General features: G+C 69.7%; 18 protein-coding genes and 1 pseudogene. 10 read left to right on the top strand and 9 right to left on the bottom strand.

Going from position 1 to position 22,181, the window contains the following annotated elements; genetic code table 11:
* The first annotated feature begins 22 nt into the window (after positions 1-22).
* Positions 23-769, top strand: coding sequence for a hypothetical protein (locus tag ACFXHA_RS06255; protein ID WP_379353587.1), 747 nt, complete (start codon positions 23-25; stop codon positions 767-769).
* A gap of 90 nt (positions 770-859) precedes the next feature.
* Entirely contained in the window at positions 860-2,563 is a 1,704-nt protein-coding gene (locus tag ACFXHA_RS06250) for a DNA polymerase Y family protein (RefSeq protein WP_379354975.1), read from the top strand.
* Between the two features lie 3 nt (positions 2,564-2,566).
* Here ACFXHA_RS06250 and ACFXHA_RS06245 read toward each other — a convergent pair whose 3' ends face one another.
* The gene (locus ACFXHA_RS06245) at positions 2,567-4,135 is read right to left on the bottom strand and encodes a glycosyltransferase family 39 protein (RefSeq protein ID WP_379353585.1); all 1,569 of its coding nucleotides are present in this window, start codon (positions 4,133-4,135) and stop codon (positions 2,567-2,569) included.
* A gap of 244 nt (positions 4,136-4,379) precedes the next feature.
* On the opposite strand from ACFXHA_RS06245, the gene ACFXHA_RS06240 reads away from it, so the two are divergent.
* From ACFXHA_RS06240 to aspS, 4 genes are all read left to right on the top strand, one after another.
* Positions 4,380-5,144, top strand: coding sequence for an alpha/beta fold hydrolase (locus tag ACFXHA_RS06240; RefSeq protein ID WP_379353583.1), 765 nt, complete (start codon positions 4,380-4,382; stop codon positions 5,142-5,144).
* Between the two features lie 24 nt (positions 5,145-5,168).
* A complete protein-coding gene (locus tag ACFXHA_RS06235) occupies positions 5,169-5,729 on the top strand; it encodes a YdeI family protein (RefSeq protein ID WP_379353581.1) in 561 nt (186 codons plus the stop codon).
* Positions 5,730-5,745: 16 nt separating this feature from the next.
* On the top strand, positions 5,746-6,747 hold the full coding sequence (locus ACFXHA_RS06230) for a sucrase ferredoxin (protein ID WP_379353579.1): 1,002 nt from the start codon (positions 5,746-5,748) through the stop codon (positions 6,745-6,747).
* A gap of 216 nt (positions 6,748-6,963) precedes the next feature.
* Positions 6,964-8,256, top strand: a complete 1,293-nt coding sequence (aspS, locus tag ACFXHA_RS06225) for an aspartate--tRNA(Asn) ligase (protein WP_379353577.1) — start codon at positions 6,964-6,966, stop codon at positions 8,254-8,256.
* Here aspS and ACFXHA_RS06220 read toward each other — a convergent pair.
* The 4 genes from ACFXHA_RS06220 to ACFXHA_RS06205 form a co-directional block, all read right to left on the bottom strand.
* Complete coding sequence (locus ACFXHA_RS06220) at positions 8,207-9,673, bottom strand: hypothetical protein (RefSeq protein ID WP_379353575.1); 1,467 nt, start codon at positions 9,671-9,673, stop codon at positions 8,207-8,209. The two genes, aspS and ACFXHA_RS06220, sit on opposite strands and share 50 nt — an antisense overlap.
* A 95-nt stretch (positions 9,674-9,768) precedes the next feature.
* Positions 9,769-10,425, bottom strand: a complete 657-nt coding sequence (locus ACFXHA_RS06215) for a response regulator (RefSeq protein ID WP_379353573.1) — start codon at positions 10,423-10,425, stop codon at positions 9,769-9,771.
* 3 nt (positions 10,426-10,428) lie between these two features.
* Positions 10,429-11,511: a sensor histidine kinase gene (locus ACFXHA_RS06210; RefSeq protein ID WP_379353571.1), complete on the bottom strand. Its 1,083-nt coding sequence runs from the start codon at positions 11,509-11,511 to the stop codon at positions 10,429-10,431.
* 207 nt (positions 11,512-11,718) lie between these two features.
* Entirely contained in the window at positions 11,719-12,702 is a 984-nt protein-coding gene (locus tag ACFXHA_RS06205) for an SDR family NAD(P)-dependent oxidoreductase (RefSeq protein WP_379353569.1), read from the bottom strand.
* A 149-nt stretch (positions 12,703-12,851) separates the two neighbouring features.
* On the opposite strand from ACFXHA_RS06205, the gene ACFXHA_RS06200 reads away from it, so the two are divergent.
* Positions 12,852-16,214, top strand: coding sequence for an error-prone DNA polymerase (locus tag ACFXHA_RS06200; RefSeq protein WP_379353567.1), 3,363 nt, complete (start codon positions 12,852-12,854; stop codon positions 16,212-16,214).
* 98 nt (positions 16,215-16,312) lie between these two features.
* Positions 16,313-18,247: a protein kinase gene (locus tag ACFXHA_RS06195; RefSeq protein ID WP_379353565.1), complete on the top strand. Its 1,935-nt coding sequence runs from the start codon at positions 16,313-16,315 to the stop codon at positions 18,245-18,247.
* Positions 18,248-18,357: 110 nt separating this feature from the next.
* Here the strand turns inward: ACFXHA_RS06195 and ACFXHA_RS06190 are convergent, their stop codons facing one another.
* Positions 18,358-19,383: a hypothetical protein gene (locus ACFXHA_RS06190; protein ID WP_379353563.1), complete on the bottom strand. Its 1,026-nt coding sequence runs from the start codon at positions 19,381-19,383 to the stop codon at positions 18,358-18,360.
* Between the two features lie 97 nt (positions 19,384-19,480).
* On the opposite strand from ACFXHA_RS06190, the pseudogene ACFXHA_RS06185 reads away from it, so the two are divergent.
* Positions 19,481-19,681 (top strand): annotated as a pseudogene (locus tag ACFXHA_RS06185) (DUF167 domain-containing protein); the annotation flags it as partial.
* Positions 19,682-19,706: 25 nt separating this feature from the next.
* Here ACFXHA_RS06185 and ACFXHA_RS06180 read toward each other — a convergent pair.
* Positions 19,707-20,183, bottom strand: coding sequence for a tRNA (cytidine(34)-2'-O)-methyltransferase (locus ACFXHA_RS06180; protein ID WP_379353561.1), 477 nt, complete (start codon positions 20,181-20,183; stop codon positions 19,707-19,709).
* Between the two features lie 98 nt (positions 20,184-20,281).
* On the opposite strand from ACFXHA_RS06180, the gene ACFXHA_RS06175 reads away from it, so the two are divergent.
* Positions 20,282-20,527: a DUF3017 domain-containing protein gene (locus ACFXHA_RS06175; RefSeq protein ID WP_379354973.1), complete on the top strand. Its 246-nt coding sequence runs from the start codon at positions 20,282-20,284 to the stop codon at positions 20,525-20,527.
* An 80-nt stretch (positions 20,528-20,607) separates the two neighbouring features.
* Here ACFXHA_RS06175 and ACFXHA_RS06170 read toward each other — a convergent pair whose 3' ends face one another.
* Together ACFXHA_RS06170 and ACFXHA_RS06165 are read right to left on the bottom strand one after the other, a co-directional pair.
* On the bottom strand, positions 20,608-20,769 hold the full coding sequence (locus ACFXHA_RS06170) for a hypothetical protein (RefSeq protein ID WP_379353559.1): 162 nt from the start codon (positions 20,767-20,769) through the stop codon (positions 20,608-20,610).
* A 178-nt stretch (positions 20,770-20,947) separates the two neighbouring features.
* Positions 20,948-22,063: a homoserine O-acetyltransferase gene (locus tag ACFXHA_RS06165; RefSeq protein ID WP_379353557.1), complete on the bottom strand. Its 1,116-nt coding sequence runs from the start codon at positions 22,061-22,063 to the stop codon at positions 20,948-20,950.
* Between the last annotated feature and the right edge of the window lie 118 nt (positions 22,064-22,181).

The following is a 22,181-nucleotide window of genomic DNA, read 5'->3' as shown; positions in this document are numbered from 1 at the left end:
GACTGAGAGAGGTGGTCAATAGATGGGTTCGGCTGCGGAGGGCAGGCTCGAGCAGTTGGCGGAGTTGCGGCGGCGGATGGCCGCGGTACCCGCGCGCGGGGCGGAGGCGACAGCGCACGTGCCGGTGGCCGAGGAGCCTCGCCGGGAGGCGTTGCCGGTGCCGGCCGCGCTCGAAAACCTGCTGCCCGATGGGGGATTGGCGAAGGGGTCGGTGGTCGTCTACACCGGTGCCGGGTCGCTGATCGCCGGGCTGCTGGCCGCCGTGACGGGCGCGGGCGGGCATGCCGCCGTGGTCGGCATGCCGCGCCTGGGGCTGCTGGCCGCGGTCGAGATGGGGGCCCGGCTCGACCGGCTGGCCGTGGTGCCGGATCCCGGACCCGACCCGCTCGAAGTTGCCTCCGTATTGCTGGATGGCCTGGACCTGGTGGTTCTCGGCCTGAACGGGCTCGCCGTCCCGATGTCGCGCACCCGCGTGCTCGCCGCCCGCGCCCGCAGCAAGAACTCCACCCTGATGGTCACCAACGGTTCCTGGTCCGGTTCCGCCCTGCACATCGACACCCGCGTCACCGGCTACGGCGGCCTCGGCCGCGGCTGCGGCCGCCTGCGCACCGTCCGCCTCGACGTCTCCGTCCGCGGCCGCGCCGCCCAACCCCGCCTGGGCCACCTCGCCCTCAGCCCCGAAGGCGGCCGCGTCGAATGGGTCTCCACTCCCGGCCCGGTCCGCCCCGCCGCGACCCCCCTCCGCCCGTCCCGCCATGCCGCGTCCTGACCACGCTCCCGGCCGGGCGAGACAGTCTGCGGCACAGCGGACTTCCCGTGTCCGCCGGTGAAGACGCGACGGGTGCTGGTGGTGTGGTGCATGGATTGGCCCGCGGTGGCGGCGGCCGCCGAGGCGGGGGCGGAGGTCACCAGGGCGGTCGCGGTGATCGGCAACAACCGGGTGGTGGCGTGTACCGCGGTGGCGCGGGCGGAGGGGATTCGGCGGGGGCTGCGGAAGCGGGAGGCGCAGGGGCGGTGCCCGGATCTGCTGGTGGCGCTGGATGATCCGGATCGGGATGCGCGGCTGTTCGAACCGGTGGTGGCGGCGGTGGACGCGACCGTGCCGGGGGTGGAGGTGCTGCGGCCGGGGATGCTGGCGTTGTCGGCGCGTGGGGCGGCGCGGTTCTTCGGGTCCGAGGAGCTCGCGGCCGAGCGGTTGGTGGATGCGGTGGCGGCGGTGGGGGTGGAGTGTCAGATCGGGATCGCCGACGAGTTGTCCACCGCGGTGTTCGCGGCCCGGCGCGCCACCCTGGTGCCGCCCGGGAAGGGTGCGGAATTCCTTGCGCCGATGCCGGTTTCGGAGTTGGCGGTGGAGCCGGTCCTGGCCGCGCCGCAGCGGGTCGAATTGGTGGATCTGCTGCACCGGCTGGGGTTGCGCCGCATCGGCGACTTCGCGGCCCTCACGCCCGCCGAGGTGTCCTCGCGGTTCGGCGCGGACGCGATCCTCGCGCACCGCTGTGCCCGCGCGGTCCCGGAGCGGCCGCCCGCCTCCCGGCTGCCCGCCGCCGATCTGACCGTCGAGCATCGCTGCGATCCCCCGATCGAGCGGGTCGATATGGCCGCCTTCGCCGGTCGTATGCTCGCCGCGGAACTGCACACCCGGCTGGCCGCCGCCGCGGTGGCCTGTACTCGCCTGGTCATCCACGCCGAAACCGAGGCGGGCGACCAGTTTTCCCGCATCTGGCGGTGCGCCGAACCGCTCACCCCGGACAGCACCGCCGACCGCATCCGCTGGCAACTCGACGGCTGGCTCACCCGCCGCGCTCTGGATCGCGGCCGGGCACATCGCGCCGCCTCGGATCGGGCAGGATCGCATCGCGCCGGATCAGACCGTGCCGGATCGAATCGGGCCGGATCGAATCGGGCTGCCTCGCATCGGGCCGAACCGAATCGGGCCGAACCGGATTCGGATCCGTTCGACGACGATGCCGGACCGAACGCGGCGATCACCCTGCTGCGCCTGGAACCGATCGAGGTGGTGTCGGCCGGTGCGCTGCAACTGGGTCTGTGGGGTGGGGTCGGCGAGGACGAGGAGCGGGCGCGGCGCGCGCTGATCCGGGTGCAGAGTTTGCTGGGTGGTGACGCCGTGCGCCTGGGGGTGCTCAGCGGCGGGCGCGGTCCGGGGGAGCGCATCACCATGGTCACCCTCGGCGACGAGCCGGTGCCCGCCACCGATCCGGCCCAGCCGTGGCCGGGCCGGTTACCGGAACCGGCTCCGGCGCTGGTGCTCACCAACCATCCGAAGGTGCGGCTGGAGGCCGCCGACGGTGCCCCGGTCTGGGTGACCGAGCGTGGCCTGTTCACCGCCGATCCCGCGCACCTGCACTGGGGCAGCAGTTCCTGGCGGTTGACGGGCTGGGCGGGACCGTGGCCGGTGGACGATCGTTGGTGGACACACCGTTTCGAGCACGGCTTCGCCGCCCGCGCCCAGGTCCAGTTGGATGCCGAGGACACCACCCGCCTGCGGGCGCTGCTGTTGCTCGGCTACAACCGGGCCTGGCATGTGGAGGGGCTCTACGAGTAGTGCTCAGATGCCCAGCGGCAGATGCAGATCCATCATGTCCGGCCAGAGTTCGGACCAGGGATGCACGGGTCCGCGGCAGTACGAGATGGCGATGCCGCTGTTCACGCCGGGGAATCCGTTGGGGACGTTCAGGTGTGCGAGCACGGTCACCGACCCGAACTGATGCTGCAGGGTCTGCGGGGTGTTCTCGAGGCCGACGTAGAGGACCGCGCCGGTGTCGCCGGGCGGCGGCCCGAAGTAGCCGAATCCGCGATTGGGGCTGTAGACGGGCGGCAGGTCGTAGTCGCGGCCGAAGTTCTGCAGGGCGGCCGCCTGCCAATAGTTCTGGGCGATGATCACTTTCGGCCGCTCCGCCTCGGGCAGCGACCGGTAGGCGTCGGCGACCTTCGCGGTCAGATCCGACCAGCCGGAATTGCCGTAGATGCCGGTCCGCACCGCGAATTCGGCCTGCGTCTTGATCGCCCCGTGGATGTGGGAGGCCGGTTGCGGCAGCACGATCACCAGCACGCCGATGATGATCAGCGACAGCGTCATGATGGGTCCGGCGATGACGCGCAGCGTTCGCCCGCCGCGGTCGTGCTTCGAGTAGGGCAGGGCGGCCGCGCCGATGCCGAACAGCACCGGCAGGAATCCCGCTGTGTAGTACGGCCGTCCGTGTCCGAGCAGGATGACGGCGATCAGCAGCCCGGAGGCGACGAGCATGAACAGGTAGGGCCGCAGCCAGCGCTGCTTGGCCAGGCACCAGAAGGCCCAGGCGCACAGCAGCCCGCCGAGCAGTCCGGTCAGTCCGATCATCTGCGGGATGCAGGCGAGTGGTCCGCCGCCGGCCGCGTCCTGTTCGGCGCCGATCACCTTGCTCATGGCCAGCGCGGGCCAGCCGTGCATTTGCTGCCACCACAGGCCGGGCACGGCCGAGACGGCGAAGATCGCGATGCCCTTCCAAAGCCCGCGCTGCCACAGCAGCGACCGTGGGCCCGCGACCAGGATCGCCGCGGCCAGGCACAGCAGGATGGTCGGGATGAACCATTTGACCTGCAGGTCGATGGCGGCGATGACGCCGATCGCGAGGAACAGCCGGTCGTCGCGGGTGCGGATCCAGCGGATCAGCAGCCAGATGATGGCGGCCTGCAGGGTGGCGTCGAAGGAGAAGGTGCTCAGCTGGACGGCCTGGGTCGCGGCCAGTGGTGAGACGGCGTAGGCGGTGGCGGCCACCAGTTGGGCGTTGCGGGAGCCGCCGAGTTCGTAGGCGACGGCGGCGCTGATCACGACCGCGGCCGCGGTCATCAGGACCGCTGGAAGGCGAAGTACCGGAGCCGAACCGGGGGCCAGCGCGTCGGCCAGATGGGCGATGAGCGGGATGAGTACGCCTTGGTCGGCGTAGGTCAAACTCCGGTGGGCGCCGGCCGCGACGAAGTACAGTTCGTCACCGAAATAGTCGTACCGAAACGTCGGGATGGCCAGGAATGCCCCGCTGAGCGTGGCGAGTAGTAGGACCCAGGCCGTAGCGAAGGATGGCCGCGGCGGGCTCGGTTCCTCGAGATCGACCGCGGGGGCGGCAGCATTGAGAACCATATTTCCCCGACTGAAAAAGCAATGTTTCGAATTGCCGGAGACGCTACCGGGGCGGCTGACCAATTCTTGCCAATGTGGAAGTGATCTATTTCACAGCCCATTCGGCTGCGCATTACCGCAGGGTAGGAACCGTTTCGCGGTTATTCGAGACCGGAATGAATAGACAACCAATGCGCCCGCTCACCTATGGCAGAGCACACAAACTGCGGCATCGCCCCGCCGCCGATCCGTACCCTGGATCCTCGTGGAGTTATCAGTCGCCCGGGCCGAGTTCGAGGACGTCGCCATCGCCTACCGGGATTCCGGGTCGACGGGCGGGCATCTCTACAGCGACACCCCTGTAGTGCTCGTGCACGGCATGGGCGGCGACGGGCACACCTGGGATCGATTCGCGGCCCAGTTGGTCCGGCGCGGGCGACGGGTGATCATTCCCGATCTGCGCGGGCACGGACACAGCGCGCACGCCGACTCGTATCGATTCCCCGAATTCGGGGCAGACATTCTGCGACTCTGCGATCGGCTCGAACTCGAAACGGTGGATCTGGTCGGGCATTCGCTCGGCGGGTACGCCATTTCCTGGGTCGCCATGGAACGTCCGGAACTGGTGCGGCGCTTGGTGATCGAGGAACAGCCGCTGCCCTTGCGCTCCGGCGACGAACCACTGCGATTCACTCGCCGGTTGCCGAGCATCCCGGAACTCTGGCACGCCACCACCAGTGTGATCCGGCATCCGCGCGCGGTGCTGGCCTTCGATCGATCCATGACCGGTGCCGCGCTCGAACAGTTCCGCAAACCGTATCCGGAATGGTGGGACGGCCTGGCCGAGATCACCGCGCCCACCCTGTTCCTGCGCGGCGGCCCCGGCGGCATGGTGGACCCGGGCAAACTGGAGCAGATGGCGGCCGCACTGGCCGATTGCACGGTGCGCACCTTCGGTTCCGGGCACAGCATCCACCGCGACCGCTACCGCGAATTCGAGGCCGAAGTACTCCCCTTTCTGGGGCACTGAGCTGGCGCTATCTACAGTTGAACGGTGTCCGCATCCGAGCGTCCCACGCTGTGGTTTCCCGACGAGCAGTCCTTCCGGGACTGGCTGACGGCCAATCACGCGGCGGTGGACGGGATTTGGCTGAAATTCGCCAAGCAGGGCTCGGCCTTCGCCTCCCTCGACTACGACGGCGCGCTGCGGCAGGCCCTGTGTTTCGGCTGGATCGACGGGCAGTCCCGCAAGCTCGACGACGCCTTCTTCGTCATCGGTTTCACCCCCCGACGGCAGCGCAGCCAATGGTCCCAGCGCAATGTGGGCCTGGCGGGCGAGCTGATCGCCGCCGGGCTCATGCATCCGGCCGGGCAGGCCGAGGTCGACCGGGCCAAGGGCGACGGGCGCTGGGAGAACGCCGTGGGCCGGGATCTGCCCCAGGACTTCCTGGACGCGCTGGCGCGGCATCCGGAGGCGGCGGCCTTCTTCGAGACGTTGCCCATGCAGTCCCGCATCGCCGTCGGCTACCACCTCGGTAGCGCGGTGCGGCCGGAGACGCGAGCGCGGCGACTGGAGCAGGTGATTCGGAAATTGATCGACGGGAAGCCATTGTGATCGACGGGAAGCGACCGTGACGGGGTTCGAGGGATTGCCGTGCTCGACTGCGGCACTGGAGGTTCCGCTACCCGGCAGCGCGACCCGCATCACCGGCTGGCTGTGCGTCGAGCAGCCCGGGGCGTGGGGGCGCGATGTGATCGGTGACGAAGTGCTCGGGCCCGCGATCACCCCGGAATTGGCGGCCCGCACCAAGGCCGCGCACGTCCGCCCGACCCTCATCCGCCGTCCCGGACGCAGCGAATTCACCGGTGTCCGAACCGTTCTCCTCGTCAGCTCGAGACCCGAGGGATCCTGGTGCGAGCGCTTCGAGATCAGCGATCTGCGTGAGCTGCTGGATATCGATCTGCATCTGCTCAACGGCCCGCCCCCGGGAATCGGTGCGGCCGTGACCGATCCGCTCGTGCTCGTCTGCGCCCACGGCAAGCGCGACCAGTGCTGTGCACTGCTGGGCCGTCCCATTGCCGCGAGCCTGTCCGCCTCGCATCCGGACCGGGTGTGGGAGTGCTCGCACACCGGCGGCCACCGCTTCGCGCCCGCCGTCATCGCCCTGCCCACCGGCCTCACCTACGGTCGCCTGGACGAGGATTCGGCGCATGCCATGCTGGCCGCCGCCGACAAGGGCGAGGTGTCGCTCACCGGCCTGCGTGGCCGCAGCTGCTACCACCCGGTCGAACAGGTCGCGGAAGTCGCTGTCCGCCAACGCCTCGCGGATGCCACCTACACCCTGGCGAACCCCGGCACCGAAAACCCCGGGGCAGGCACGGGCCTGCCCGCCGGCGACCTGGACCTGGCCGCGGGCATCGACGACCTGATCGTCGAAGCGGCCCCCGAACACTCCGAACTCGTCACCGATCCGGCCACTTTCGCCGGGGCGGCCCAGGTGACCCATCGAGACGGGCGTCGCTGGCTGGTCACCACCCGCACCGTCGCCTACGCGCCCCGCCAGGCCAGCTGCGGTGCCGCCCCCAAACCCGCCACCGCCGTGGTCGTCGACGAAATCCGCCAACTGAACTGAGCGGTGTCGCCGGAAAATCGCGGGCCTTCTCCCGGCGACCTGATTAGCATCGGGGCACGGCGATGACGAGCGTGACGAACTCCGAGCCGTGGCGGCCGGTCACCGCGGAAACGACCGATCTGAGGCGGCCGGACTTCGGCCGTGAAGGTGTGGTGGCACCGCGACCGACCCGATCGCCCACACCTCCCGGGGATAGCTACCAGGAGGTGAAAACCGATGACGCGCAGTCTGTGTGCGAGCTTGGCGGCGGTGTACGACACCGCACCCGAGGCGAGGGTGACGCTCGAAGGCTGGATACACCGGCGGCGGCAGCTGGCCACCGTCGTGTTCGTGGTGCTCCGCGACCGATCCGGCTTCGCGCAGGTGGTGGTGACGGAACCCGCTGTGCGGGAACAGATCGTGGGACTGCCGGAGGAGACGGTGGTGCGGGTGACCGGGCGACTGGTCGCCGATGCGAAGGCGCCCGGCGGGGTGGAGGTCGTCGAACCCGAGTTCGTGACGCTCGGTGCGCCCGCGCTGCCGACGCCGGTGGAACTGTGGCGGCCCACGTTGGGTGCGACCCTGCCGACCGTCCTCGACCATGCCGCGCTGACCTGGCGGCATCCGGCCCGGCAGGCGGTGTGGAAGATCGCGGCGGCGTCGCTGAGCGGATTCCGGCGGCACCTCGACGAGGCGGGATTCACCGAGGTGGCGACGCCGAAGATCGTGGACGGGTCCACCGAGTCGGGTGCGAATGTGTTCGCGCTGGACTACTTCGGGACCACCGCCTATCTCGCGCAGTCGCCGCAGCTGTACAAGCAGATGCTGACCGGGGTGTTCGAGCGGGTGTACGAGGTCGGGCCGGTCTTCCGGGCGGAACCGCACGACACGACGCGGCATTTGAACCAGTACACCTCGCTGGATGCGGAATTCGGGTTCATCGACAGTCATCGGGACGTGCTCGCCGTGCTGCGGGACACGCTCGCCGCGATGGTCGAGAGCATTCGGTCCACGGCGGCGGTCACGGCGCTGGGGATCGAACTGCCGGAAGTGCCCCAACATATTCCGGTGATCCACTTCGCTGAGGCGCTCGACATCGCCGGAGCCGCACCGGATGAACCGGACCTGGCTCCCGAACACGAACGGTTGCTGGGGAAATGGGCGCTGGAGCGATTCGGATCCGACTTCCTCGCCGTCGAGGGCTATCCCGCCGCCAAACGGCCCTTCTACACCCATCCGCAGCCCGGTGACCCGCGCTGGACCAACTCCTTCGACCTGCTGTTCCGGGGTCTGGAGTTGGTCACCGGCGGGCAGCGACTGCACAACCATGCCGACTATCTGGCAGCCCTCACCGCGCGCGGGGACGACCCGGACCGCTATCCGGCGTACCTGGAGGCCATGCGGCACGGCATGCCGCCGCACGGTGGCTTCGCGATCGGCTTGGAGCGGTGGGTTTCCCGGCTGCTCGAGGTCGACAATGTCAGGTGGGCAACCCTTTTCCCGCGCGATACCCACCGACTGCGGCCATGAGCGTCAAGGCGAACAGCAGAGCGGCCACTGCGGCGAACCAGTCGCCGTAGCGGGCGTAGAGGGTCTCGCCGGTGTCCTGGGGGATCTCGGCGAGAACCGCGCGGGTCACCGTGATGTCGGTGTCGGCGGTGGCGAGCAGGCGGCCGTAGGGGTCGCTGGCGACGAGCTCACCCAGCTGGGGTGCGCGAGCCACGCCGACACCGGACTCGACACCGCGCAGCACAGCCATGCGGCTGTGCAGCCGGCGGTCGACGCGGAAGTCCAGGGCGGGGACCAGCAGCAGGGTCGCGCCCCGGGTGCGATTGGCCCGGACCAGGGCGGGGCGGTCGAGATCGAAGCAGATCGCCAGCGCCCAGGAAGTGCCGGGGACCTGCGTCCAGTCATGACCCGGGCGCAGGTCGTCCTCCAGACCCGGTACCAGGTAATGCTTTTCGTAGACGACACCGGACGGGTAGTCGATGGCTGCGTTCACGCTGGTGTCGCCGCGGGTGAGGCGGAGGCCCGCGACGATGTGTACGTTGCGGCGGGTCGCGACCTCGGTGAGCGGACCAGCCAGCACCGGCAGGCTGGATTCGGTGGCGCGCCAAGCCTTCTCGGGCAGGACGACGGCCTTCGCGCCGTGATCGGCGAGGCGTTCCACCTCGGCCACCACCCGAGTGATCATGTCCCGGCCGTCGACGGAATCCACCGGCACATAGTCCTCGGGCTGCGCGACCGCGACCAGACCCACCGGCGTCGTGGCACCGGCGGGCTCCGACAATCGCGCCCAACCGTAGCCGCACACCGCGATCGCCACCGTGAGTCCGGCTGCCGCCCAGCTCATTCGAGTCCGACGTGGGGTAGCCGGATCGATCAGCACCGCCAGCAGTGCCGGAACCAGCAGGACCAGGAACGAGAGGCCCAGCCATCCGGTCAGCGCGGCGACCTGGATCACCGGCAGCACATCGGTCTGCGTGTAGGCCAGACTCCACCACGCCCCGAACGGGCCGCTCACCGAGATCAGATACTCCATCACCACCCACCCGGACGGCAGGGCGAGGACGGCTGCCGCGAGGCGGCCGTGCCGAATCAGCGAGCGGGTCAACACGATCAACCCGCCGTAGACGGCCGCCGTCCCCACCGTCAGGCCGAACGCCGACACCGGCGGCTGTTCGACGGTGTGCAGGAAGTAGTACAGGTAGGGGATCGCCCCGGCGAACCACGAGCCGAACCCGGCCGCGAAGGCCACCCGGGCCGACACCCGTGGCGCGATCAACAGGACGGGAAGCGGTGCGAGAGCGACCAATCCGGGCCACGGATGCATGCCGGTGCCGAACTTCCACAGCACCGCCGACACGACCGCCGCGGCGACCACCAGCAGCCCCTTCGGGGGCACGAAGGTCCGCGCGGGACCCTCGGCAATTCTTGTGCTTGTCACCCCATCGATGCTGGTCCGATCGGTGCCCGCAGACATCGCCGACGAGAGTGAACCGCCCCTCGCTCGCGCGGCCCAGTCGCCTCGGGCCGGCGGCGTCAGGCGTCGCGGCCGGGGACGATCAGCCCGGCCTCGTAGGCGAACACCACCGCTTGCGCGCGATCACGCAGCGCGAGCTTCGAAAGCACCGAGCTGACATGGGTTTTCACCGTGTGCTCGCTGACGGTCAGCGCCCGCGCGATCTCCGCATTGGACTGCCCACGCGCCAGCTCCCGCAAGGTATCGCGTTCCCGTTCGGTCAACTCCCCGAGCCGGTTCGCCAATTCCGGTCGCGGACTGCCCTGCCCGGTCAGCTGAGCGATGACCCGCCGGGTCACCGTGGGAGCCAGCAGCGCCTCACCCGCCGCCACCACGCGCACCGCCGCGACCAGCTCCTCCCGCCGCGCATCCTTGAGCAGGAACCCGCTCGCCCCGGCTCGCAGCGCGGCATAGACGTACTCGTCCACATCGAACATGGTCAGCACCAACACTTTCGCGTCGGAGCGCGCACAGATCCGAGCGGTCGCCTCGACACCATCCAGTCGCGGCATGCGAATATCCATGACCACCACATCGGGCGTGAGCGCCTCCGCCAGCGCGACCGCTTCCAGCCCGTCGGCGGCCTCACCCACCACCGTGATGTCGGGTTCGGCCGACAGAATCAGGGCGAAGCCGCTGCGGAACAACTCCTGGTCATCGACTACGAGCACACGCACGGCTCAGATCTCCTGGACGAGAGGCAGTTCGGCGCGGACAGTGAATCCGGGGTCGGACCGACCACTGAACAGCCGTCCACTGCATGCCTCGACGCGCGCCCGCATACCCGTCAGCCCTGTTCCGCCCCGCCCCACCCGCGGCTGCGCCCCCGGTCTCGCACCTGCGCCGTCGTCGTGGATCTGCACGGAGAGATGACCTTCCGACCAGTCGAGTGTCACCTGCACCCGGGTGGCGTGCGCGTGTTCGAGCGTGTTCGCCAGGGCCTGCTGCACCACCCGGTAGGCGGTCACGTCCACCTCGCTGGATACCGTTCGGCGCGTACCGCTCTCGACGAGTTCGGCGACGAGCCCGCCGCGCCGCGCGCCGTCCACCAGATCCGGGATGGTCGCGATGCCCGGCTGATGTCGAGCCTGCTCCGGACCGTCGCGCAGGACCGCGAGACTGTGCCGAAGATCGCGGACCGCAGTCCGGCCGGTATCCGCGATGCCCGCGAAGACGGCATCGGCGCGCCCGGGATCGGTGCGGGTCAGGATCGGCCCGGCCTCGGCCTGCACGATCATGGAACCCAGTGCGTGCGTGACGATGTCGTGCACATCCCGGGCGATCCGAACCCGCTCCCGCGCCACCGCCGCACCCCGCTCCTCATCCACCCGTAGCGCACGCTCCCGCAACAATTCGATCTGCGCATGGCGAGCGCGAACCCCGGTCCCGAGTGTCCACGCCGTCGAAAACGACAGCGCCGCATACCCGTAGGACTCGACCGGTTCATTGGGCAACATCAAGGAAGCCACAACCCCCAGCGCCCCCACCACCGCGGCCGTCCACCGCGCCGTCGACCCGCTGTAGGCGGCAATCGTGTACGCGCACACCACGGTTCCGTACGGCAGCGCAGGCAGCGCATGCACACACGCCAGCACGGTGATCGCAGTCCCCACCACCGCCCCCGTCACCAGCGGTGCCCGCCGCCGCCACAACAACGGCACCGCCGCCACCAGCGCCGCCCCAACCACCCACCACGGCCGCCGCCCGGACAGCTGCGGCGCGACCGTCACCACCGTCACCAACACCGTGATGACAAGGTCCACAACCCACCCGGGCGCCCCCCGCACCCACCCGAATATCCCCCGAGCCGCGACATCCTGAATACCCATAGCCCCTCGAGTCTGTCCCACCCCGGGCCCGACCCGCCTCCCGCGCAAGGATGATCCCGCGCTCATACCCGAGAGCGAGCCGGTCCCGCCCACGCACGCTCGGCATGGACGGGACCGCGGCGGCGAATCTCGGTGGGCGGGTTACCAGTGGGTGCCGGGGACGAGGCGGGCGGCGCGGCGGAGGGCGGTGCCGGTGACGCGGACGGCGGGGGGGACCGTGCGGCGGCGGCGTTGGGGGGTGATGATTTCCACGTCGGTGGTGTCCGGCTCGGGGGTGGCTTCGCCCTTGGCGGCGGCCGAGTCGGGGAGGGCGCGGTAGTAGCGGTGCAGCACCCGTTCCTTGATGCCGGGGGCGAAGAGTTGGCCGTATTCGGCCAGGGTGCCGATCGGTACGTCGATCTGCCGGGGGCGCTCGGTGAGGGCGCGGACGATGAGGGCGGCGGCCCATTCGGGGGATTGGGTGCCCGCGCCCTGGTCGCCGCTGGGGGTGATCATGGGGGTGCGCACCAGGGGCATGTGGATGGTGGTGAAAGTGATGTTGCTGGAACGCATTTCGGCGGCGGTCACCTCGGCGAACTTGTCGAGGGCGGCCTTGCTGGCGAGGTAGGCGGCGAAGCGCGGGGTGGCGACCTGGACGCCGGCGCTCGAAATGTTCACGATGTGACCGTCTTTGCGCTCGCGCATCTGCGGCAGCAGGCCCAGCGTCATGCGGACCGCGCCGAAGTAGTTGACGGCCATGGTGCGTTCGAAGTCGTGCATGCGGTCGGTGGAGCGGTGCACGGCGCGGCGGATGGAACGTCCGGCATTGTTGACCAGCATGTCGACGTGCCCGTGCGTCTCCAGAATGGTGGCGAGGGCCGTGTCGACGGATTCCTGATCGGTGACATCGCACGGATACCCGAAGGCTCGCCCGCCCGCGGCGGTGATCTCGTCCACCACGGTGGACAGCTCGTCGGCGCGGCGGGCCAGCAGGATGACGACCGCCCCCTTCTCCGCGACGGCGAACGCGGCCGAACGGCCGATGCCGGAGGACGCGCCGGTGATGACGATGTGCTTGCCGGTCAGGTCGCGCTGAGCGCGCCGACGGGCCAGGTAACCGGCGTGATCTGCGGAGGTATCACTCATCGCTGCTCCCTTGCAGGTGGAATTGCCTCGAACTTACTCCAAAGTAAGTTCCGCCGCCACGACGTGTGAGCGAGTCGCTGTAGAGACCACTCGGTTTCGAATGTATGTTCGATACTCGAGACCGGTCGGATTCGCGAAGGAGGTGGGTCGTGGGCTGGCACAACGGCCCGCCGTCCTGGGCGGAAATGGAACGGGTGCTGTCCGGGCGACCCGATCCCGCGCGCGCCCGGCCGCAGGTCGACGGTGATGGCGGGGACAGCCCGGCCTGGTCGCGGAAAAGGGAGAAATACGAGGCCGGGGAGCTCGGGCGCGTCGAACGGCCGGGGGTGCCCTACGCCGAACTGCACACGCATTCGGCCTACAGCTTCCTCGACGGGGCCAGCCAACCCGAGGAACTGGTGGAGGAGGCCGTGCGACTGGGTCTCGAAGCGCTCGCGCTCACCGACCACGACGGGTTCTACGGGGTGGTGCGCTTTGCGGAGGCCGCGCGGGAATGGGGGATGCCGACCATCTTCGGGGCCGAACTCTCCATCGGCACCGCCGCCCGCGCCGGAGCGCACCTGGTGCCGCGCGGACGGCGACGCGGCCGCGACCCCGAAGCCGACGCACTGAACTCCGAACCCCGCACCGGCACACCGGATCCCGCCGGACCGCACCTGCTGGTGCTGGCGCGCGGGCAGGAAGGCTATCGGCGACTGTCGCGGGAGATGGCCGCCGCGCACATGGCGGCGGGGGAGAAGGGCATTCTGCGCTACGACCTGGACCGGCTCACCGAGGCGGCGGGCGGGCACTGGCACATTCTCACCGGATGTCGCAAAGGCACTGTGCGACAGGCGCTCACACAAGGCGACACGGCGGCCGAGGCGGCGCTGCGCGAACTCGTGGAGCGCTTCGGGCGCGAGCACGTGAGCGTGGAACTCACCCATCACGGAATCCCCGAGGACGATGAGCGCAATGCCCGGCTCGTCGCGCTCGCCGACCAGGTCGGGCTGCCCGTACTCGCCACCACCGGAGCGCATTTCGCCGCACCCCCGCAACGGCGGCGGGCCATGGCGCTGGCCGCCATCCGGGCCAGATCCAGCCTCGACGACATGGCGGGCTGGCTGTCCCCCACCGGCGGCGCGCACCTGCGCTCCGGTGACGAGATGGCGCGGCTGTTCGCCGACTGCCCGGGGGCCGTCGCGAATGCCGTTGCGCTGGGCCGGGAATGCGCCTTCGATCTGCGGCTCATCGCGCCGGAGCTGCCGCCCTTCGACGTGCCGGACGGGCACGACGAGAACTCGTGGCTGCGCGAACTCACCTTCCGGGGCGCGGCCCGACGCTACGGATCGCGGGCGGGGAACGCGGCGGCCTACGCGCAACTCGAGCACGAACTGCGGGTCATCGCGGAACTGGAGTTCCCGGGCTACTTCCTGGTCGTGCACGACATTGTCAGCTTCTGCCGCGACAACGACATCCTGTGTCAGGGCAGGGGTTCGGCCGCCAACTCGGCCGTCTGCTACGCCATCGGCATCACCAATGTGGATCCGGTCGCCAATCAGCTGCTGTTCGAACGATTCCTGTCACCGGAGCGGGACGGGCCACCGGACATCGACGTCGATATCGAATCGGATCGGCGTGAGGAGGCGATCCAGCACGTCTACGCCAAGTACGGGCGCGAATACGCGGCACAGGTGGCCAATGTGATCACCTACCGGGGCCGGTCCGCGGTGCGGGATGCCGCACGCGCCCTGGGCTTTTCGACCGGACAGCAGGACGCCTGGAGTAAACAGGTGAGCCGGTGGACCGGGGTGGCCGAGGAACAGCACACCGAGATCCCCGACGATGTGCTTGCGCTGGCCGGTGAATTGGAAGGGCTGCCAAGGCATCTGGGCATCCACTCCGGCGGCATGGTGATCTGCGACCGGCCCATCGCCGACGTGTGCCCGACCGAATGGGCGCGCATGGCCGATCGCAGTGTCCTGCAATGGGACAAGGACGATTGCGCGTCGGCGGGCCTGGTGAAATTCGATCTGCTCGGGCTCGGCATGCTCTCGGCGCTGCACTACATGATCGACCTGGTCGCCGAGCACAAGGGCCAGACCGTCGAACTGCATCAGCTGGATCTCGGGGAACCGGCCGTCTACGACATGCTGTGCCGCGCCGACTCGGTGGGCGTGTTCCAGGTGGAATCCCGGGCGCAGATGGCCACCCTGCCACGCCTGAAACCCCGCACCTTCTACGACCTGGTGGTGGAGGTGGCGCTCATCCGGCCCGGGCCGATCCAGGGCGGCTCGGTGCACCCCTACATCCGCCGGCGCAACGGACGGGAGAAAGTCGAATACGACCATCCGGCACTGGAGAATTCGCTGCAACGCACCCTCGGCATTCCGCTGTTCCAGGAGCAGCTCATGCAGATGGCCGTGGACATCGCCGGATTCAGCGCCACCGAAGCCGATCAGCTGCGCCGCGCCATGGGATCCAAACGCTCACCGGAGAAGATGGAGCGGCTGCGGGACCGCTTCTATCAGGGCATGCGGGACCTGCACGGCATCACCGGCGAGATCGCCGACGGCATCTACGAGAAAGTTTGCGCCTTCGCGAATTTCGGTTTCCCGGAAAGTCATTCGCAGAGCTTCGCCTCGCTGGTGTTCTACTCGTCCTGGTTCAAGCTGTATCACCCCGCGGCCTTCTGCGCGGGGCTGCTGCGCGCTCAGCCGATGGGGTTCTACTCACCGCAATCTCTGGTCGCCGACGCGCGCCGGCACGGGGTGGCGGTGCACGGGCCCGACATCAACCACAGCCTGGCCGAGGCCACCCTGGAGGCGAAGGGCATGGAGATCCGGCTGGGGCTGGCCTCGGTCCGGCACATCGGCACCGACCTGGCCGAACAGATCGTGGCCGCCCGCGAGATCGGGCCCTACACGTCGTTCCTGGATCTCACCGGGCGCGTGGAACTTTCGGTGCCGCAGGCGGAAGCGCTGGCCACCGCGGGCGCGCTGGGCAGCCTCGGTGCCACCCGCCGTGAGGCGCTGTGGGCGGCGGGCGCGGCCGCGGGGGAACGCCCCGACCGGCTGCCCGGCACCGGCGCGGCCACCGCCGCCCCCGCCCTGCCCGGCATGAGTGCCCTGGAACTGGCCGCCGCCGACGTATGGGCCACCGGGGTCTCACCCGGCAGCTATCCGACCGAATTCCTGCGGGAGCGGCTCGACGCGCTCGGCGTGATCCCCGCCGACCGGCTGCTCGACATTCGCGACGGGGCACGGGTTCTCGTCGGCGGCGCGGTCACCCACCGGCAGCGGCCCGCCACCGCGGGCGGGGTCACCTTCCTCAATCTGGAGGACGAGACCGGCATGGTGAACGTGGTCTGCTCGGTCGGACTGTGGGCGCGCTACCGGCGTCTGGCTACCACCGCGCCCGCCCTGCTCATCCGCGGCCGGGTGCAGAACGCCGAGGGGGCGGTCACCATTGTCGCCGAACACCTGCAGCGCATGGACCTGCGCATCGAGGGCCGCTCCCGCGACTTCCGCTGAAGCGCGCGCGGACAAGCTATTTCGCTTGTCACGGTGGGCGAGCATGGCGAGGATGCCGGTACAGTTCTGGCTCGACAGACACGTACAGGGGTGGGGATTTGTTGCAGCGGGGCGACGTTTTCGCCGGATACACCATCGAACGGCTGCTGGGGCGCGGGGGCATGGGATCGGTCTATCTGGCCCGGCATCCGCGACTGCCGCGCTGGGCCGCGCTGAAGTTGCTCGGCCCGGAGATGTTCGCCGACACCGAGATTCGCGGCCGGTTCGAACGCGAGGCCGAGGCGGTGGCGCGGCTCGAGCATCCGAACATCGTCGCGGTGCACGATCGCGGCGTGGAACAGGGCGTGCCGTGGATCGCCATGCAGTTCGTCGACGGGCCCGACGCCGAAGCGGCCACCCTGCCGCCCACCGCCGCGGTGCACATCGTGGCCCAGGTCGCCGCCGCCCTCGACCACGCCCACGGTCGCGGCGTCCTGCACCGGGATGTCAAGCCCGCCAATATCCTGCTGGAACGCGGGCCCGGGGCGCGCGCTCTGCTCACCGACTTCGGCATCGCCCAACTCCACGACGCCGCCACCCGGCTCACCCGCACCGGCACCTTCACCGCCACCCTCGCCTACGCCGCCCCCGAACAACTCGTCGGCAACCCCCTCGACCATCGCACCGACCAATACTCCTTGGCCTGCACCCTCTTCCACTTCCTCACCGGCGCACCGCCCTACCCCACCGACAACCCCGCCGCCCTCATCCAGGCCCACCTGAAGGGCGCCACCCCGTCGCTCCGCACCCTCCGCCCGGGCCTGCCCCCGGTGCTCGACGCGGTGCTCGCCACCGCGCTGGCCAAGGATCCCGCCCGGCGCTACCCCTCGTGCACCGCCTTCGCCATGGCCGCTCAGCAGGCCCTGACCGTCGTGGCGACCACCGCCCGGGTCGCGCCCACCCGGCAGCATCAGGACGCGCCACCGGCTTCCGGTCACCCTGGCAATCCCGCCCGCCCAGGGAACGCCACGCCGCCCGGCTGGAATCAGGCCGGGGTGAACCGGCAGCCGCCGAATGCGGCGGGGACCACCGGCCCGCCGGGAGGAGCTGGGAGCCGTTCGGCGGCAGCGGGTTTCGTGCCCGGGGTGCGGCGGGACCTGCATTTGTCCACGGCGGCTTCGCTGCTGCTGTCGGTGCCGACGGCGCTGGCGAGTCTGCTCATCGTGCTGGCTCTCGGATCGCTGCTGGGCGGGGTGTGGGCGCTGGTGATCACCGTGGCCTGGTTGGCTTCCGGGGGAATGGTTTTCGTGCCCGCAGTCGAGAACACGCTGGCGCGTTGGTATTACCGGGTGCGGCAGCCGCTGCCCGAGGAGGCAGCGCTGCTGGGGACCGCGTGGGGGCGGGTGACCGCGCGAGCCGGGATCAACGGCACCGAATACTCACTGTGGGTGGAGGATTCGAAGGAACTCAATGCCTTCGCGGCGGCCGGGCATCTGGTGTCGGTGACGCGGTGGTCGCTGATGAGCCTGCTGCCCCAGCAATTGGAGGCGGTGCTGGCGCACGAGCTCGGCCATCATCTGGGCGGGCACACCTGGGCGGCGCTCATGGCGCACTGGTACGGCGCGCCCGCCCGCATCGCCTGGCGCTGGGGGCGGGCCCTGGTGCGCGGAATCGCGGCGGTGCTCAGCGAACTCGCTCCCGTGCTGTGGCTGGTCTTCGTCTGTGGCGGCCTCGGCATCGCCTTCGGCTTCTTCCGGGCCTTCGCACAGGTGGTCGGGCCTGTCGGGGCGGTCGTGCTGGTGCTGCTGGCGCTGGCCATGCCGTTGCTGCAGGCGGCGCTGTCGCGCAACGAGGAGCTCCGCGCCGATCGGACCGCCGTCGACCTCGGCTACGGGCCTGCCCTCTACTCCGTGTTGGAAGCCTGGGCCAATCTCGAAATGGCCGCGGGCCCACGCCCTCTGCGCGCCGGACTGCTCAGCTCGCATCCGGCCGCCGTCGAGCGTATGCGTGCGGTTCACACCCGCATGCAGGCCGTCACCGCCCCGCCGCGCTGACTTCGCCGAGCCCGGCCTCGCCCCCGCACCGGCCCTCGGACAGGGGACGCGCCCGGCACTTCGAGTGAAGTACCGGGCGCGCCAGGATGTTTCGCTGAGGTCAGTGGCGATCAGAAGTCGCCGCCGCCTCCGCCGCCGGAATCGCCGCCACCGAAGTCGCCTCCGCCGCCACCGAAGTCGCCTCCGCCGCCACCGAAGTCGCCGCCCCCGCCGCCGGAGTCGCCTCCGCCGCCGAAGTCGTAGTCGCCTCCGCCGCCGCCCCACTGCTGGTTGCCGGGGTCGTAGCCGCCGCCACCGTATTCCTGCGGCGGGGCGTAGTTGTCGCGGCCGCGCTCCTCATGCTCGCCTTCCATGCGGCCGAGCTCATAGCCGAGCAGGCCGCCGCCGACGGCACCGCCGACCGCGCCCAAACCCGCTGCGGCACCGGGGCTCATGCCCGGGCGGCCGGGCGGCGGGCCGTAACCCGGAGCGCCGAAACCGGGGCCGCCGTAACCCGGACCGCCGGGGTAGCCGCCACCGAAACCGCCGCCACCCATCGGGGGCGGGGGCGGCGGGTTGCGGCGCCGGCGGAGGAACGCGACGACGGCCGCGATGATGCCGCCGATGATCACGATCGGGCACAGCAGGCCCAGCCAGCCGAAGCCACTGCTCTTGGCGGCGGGCTTGGCGACCGGCGCGGGAGCCGGGTTACCGGCCTTGGCGCCGGTGGGCGCGCCCTGACCGGTGGCCGACTTCAGCGAGCCCAGCGCGGCGATCGTCGCGCTCGTGTAATCGTGGTTGCTGCCGAGGCCGTTCTGGAAAGCCGAGCCGGCGGCGCTGGTGTCCTTGATGTGCGAATTCGTACCCGTCCGGATGGTGAAGAACCCCGACTTGGTGTTGATCGCCAGCACCACGTCCGACGAACCGGAAACGTGGGCCTGGGTCTCCTGATCGAATTTGCCGCGATCGTCGGAGAACTTCTGGGTGGTGAAGATCTGCACCGGATCCGTGAGCTGCATGGCGGCATTCGTCACCTTGGTGACATCCAGGACCTTGGAATCGTCGTGCACGGTGACCGGCCCGGCCGCAGCGGTCCCGGTCGCCAGCAGGATCACCCCCACCACGGCTGACAGCAGCATGAGTAAACGCTTGACCATGTTGAACATTCCTTTGTCTGGGCGACCTCCCTGCCGCCACGGCATACGCGACACTACGGTCTGTTTGTCACGATCGCTTATCCGGAAAGGAGTGCGCATGCCCACAGTGGTCCGGGCGACCATCAAACCCGGCAGCAAAAAGGGCCCCCTGGTCGAGATTCTCGACGACGGGGCGTTGCAACTGTACGTGCGCGCCCCGGCCGTGGAGGGCAAGGCCAACAAGGCCGCCATCGAACTCCTCGCCGCCCACTACGGCGTCCCCAAGTCCGCGGTCCGCCTGACCGCCGGCACGACCTCCGCTTCAAACGCTTCGAAATCGACGACTAGACCGCGCCCGGGAAACCCAGCTGCCGCCACGCCTCGTAGACCGCGACGGCGGCGGCGTTGGAGAGGTTCATGGAACGGCGGCCCGGGAGCATGGGGATGCGTAGTTGCTCGGTGACGCGGGGGTCGGCGAGGACTTCCTCGGGCAGGCCGGTCGGCTCCGGACCGAAGAGCAGCACATCACCGTCGCGATAGGCGATCTCGGTGTTGTGCGTGGTGGCCGTCGCGGTGAACGCGAAGACGCGCTCGGGCGCGATGACTTCCCAGGCGGCCGCGAGACTCTGATGCACGGTGACAACGGCCAGGTCGTGGTAGTCCAACCCGGCCCGGCGTAGCTTCGGCTCGGATAGGTCGAAGCCGAGCGGTTCGATCAGGTGCAGCGCGCAGCCGGTACCGGCGGCCAGCCGAATGGCATTGCCGGTATTGGGCGGGATGCGGGGTTCGAAGAACACGAGATGGAACACGGGCTCCAGCATCTCAGAGCGCCGGATAAGCTCGTGCGGTGAGTCCAGCCCATGCCGCACCCGAGAGTCGCAGCAGCCGTGCGGGGGAGTTCCTGCGCGAGAATCTGCCCATGATGTTGGTGGGAGCGGTGCTGGTGGTGGCCATCGTGTTCCTGGCCTGGGATCGCTGGCGGCGCGGGACCTACATCTTCGGCGGGGCGACGCTGCTGGCGGCGGCGCTGCGGATGACATTGCCGACCGACCGGGCGGGCCTGCTCGCGGTGCGCAGCAAGGGTTTCGATGTGGCGTGGCTGACGGTGCTGGGCGGCGCGATCATCGCACTGGCCGCGACCATCAGCAGCCTCGGTGTCACATAGGCCGCACGGCGGCGGTCACGTAAGCGACCGAGGTCGGGGCCGCGACCGGAGTCGCGGCGCTGAAAAGGCGATCGGGATTGCTAGACGGTGGTGATACGGCGACCGAGTTCTCGGCGTAGTACTTCCTGGTCGGGAAGTCTGTGCAGGACGCGGAGTATGGCCGGGCGGAGTTCACGCTGCTCGTCCTCGGAGAGCAGATCGACGAGATCGCGGAGATCCATGTCATCGAATGCGGCGGTCATGTCTGACAGATTACGACCGGAAAGCCCCGAGCACACGTATTCGGGGCCGGCGGTTACGGAGGTGTCATGTCGACGAAACCGGAAGCGTGTCAGGACAATTCGCGCGAAACAGCCACGATACGTGAGGTAACGCGCCGCCCATGAGGCAGCGTAGATACAGCGGTCTGGCAGCGCTGATTCAGCGGTCGGACACCCGCTGGGCGCGCGCCAGATCCATGGTCTCGAGCACCAGCTTGCTCACCGCGTCGAATTCGGTCAGGAAGCCGTCGTGGCCGTCACGCGAGTGGATGACCTCCAGCCCCTTGGAACCGGGCAGCAGATCGGCCAGCTCCTGCTGGGTGCGCAACGGGTAGAGCCGATCCGAATCCACCCCGCCGATCACGCACGGCACCGGCGTGGCCGCCAGCGCCGCCTCGACGCCGCCGCGCCCGCGGCCCACGTCGTAGCGGTTCATGGCCTCGGTGAGCAGCACGTAGGTGGCCGGGTCGAAGCGCGAGATGAGCTTGTCGGCCTGGTACTCCAGGTAGCTCTGCACCGCGTAACGCCCACCCGCCCAAGGGTTCTCGTCCCCCTGGGCATGGTTTTCGAAGCGGTGGTCGAGCTCGGACTCGGTGCGGTAGGTCAGGTGTGCGATGCGCCGGGCGATGCCCATGCCGGTCATGGGCGCGCGCCCGGTGCCGTGGTAATTGCCGCCCTGCCAGTCCGGATCGGCCGTGATGGCGGCGACCTGGGTGGTCTGGGTGCCGATCTGGTCGGCGGTGGCGCGTGCGCCGACCGCCAGCACCAGGGCCGCGCCGATGCGTTCGGGACTGCCGATCATCCACTCGAGCACCCGCATGCCGCCCATGGAACCGCCGATCGCGGCGGCCAGGCGGTCGATGCCGAGCAGGTCGAACAGTTTGCGTTCCGCGGTCACCTGATCCCGGATGGAGATCTCGGGAAACCGTGCGCCCCAAGGCTTTCCGTCCGGGGCCAGCGAGGCCGGGCCGGTGCTGCCCTTACAGCCGCCGAGCACATTGGTGGCGATGACACACCATTCGCGGGTGTCCACCGCGGCACCGGGCCCGATGATGCCGTCCCACCAGCCGGGCTGGCTGTGGTGCACGTCGGCGGGGCCGACCACGTGCGAGTCGCCGGTCAGCGCGTGCTCGATGAGCACCACGTTGTCCGCGTTCGCCGAGAGTTCGCCCCACCGCTGCACGGCCAGCGTCACATCGGGGATGACGGCGCCGTTCTCCAGCCCCACATCCCCGATGGCGATGGTCCCGAGCGTCCCGTCCCGCGGCGGGAGCAAAAGCACCCCCGCCGGCCGGGGGGTGGTCGCTTAGATGTTCACGGTGAGTCTCATATAAACAAAATACGCAGCCGACGACAACAGCAATGTAGATAACGGTGGTGGCCGGAACAAAAAA

It is taken from the genome of Nocardia sp. NPDC059240 (assembly GCF_042753865.1).
Classification (GTDB): Bacteria; Actinomycetota; Actinomycetes; order Mycobacteriales; family Mycobacteriaceae; genus Nocardia.
Note: the sequence above shows the minus strand (reverse complement) of the source record. Positions and strands in the feature narration are given on the sequence as shown.

Bases quoted from the DNA above. Each gene is read 5' to 3' on its own strand.
- ACFXHA_RS06255 (WP_379353587.1), top strand. From the start codon at position 23: ATGGGTTCGGCTGCGGAGGGCAGGCTCGAGCAGTTGGCGGAGTTGCGG.
- ACFXHA_RS06250 (WP_379354975.1), top strand. From the start codon at position 860: ATGGATTGGCCCGCGGTGGCGGCGGCCGCCGAGGCGGGGGCGGAGGTC.
- ACFXHA_RS06245 (WP_379353585.1), bottom strand. From the start codon at position 4,135: ATGGTTCTCAATGCTGCCGCCCCCGCGGTCGATCTCGAGGAACCGAGC.
- aspS (WP_379353577.1), top strand. From the start codon at position 6,964: ATGACGCGCAGTCTGTGTGCGAGCTTGGCGGCGGTGTACGACACCGCA.
- ACFXHA_RS06205 (WP_379353569.1), bottom strand. From the start codon at position 12,702: ATGAGTGATACCTCCGCAGATCACGCCGGTTACCTGGCCCGTCGGCGC.
- ACFXHA_RS06190 (WP_379353563.1), bottom strand. From the start codon at position 19,383: ATGGTCAAGCGTTTACTCATGCTGCTGTCAGCCGTGGTGGGGGTGATC.
- ACFXHA_RS06180 (WP_379353561.1), bottom strand. From the start codon at position 20,183: ATGCTGGAGCCCGTGTTCCATCTCGTGTTCTTCGAACCCCGCATCCCG.
- ACFXHA_RS06175 (WP_379354973.1), top strand. From the start codon at position 20,282: ATGATGTTGGTGGGAGCGGTGCTGGTGGTGGCCATCGTGTTCCTGGCC.
- ACFXHA_RS06170 (WP_379353559.1), bottom strand. From the start codon at position 20,769: ATGACCGCCGCATTCGATGACATGGATCTCCGCGATCTCGTCGATCTG.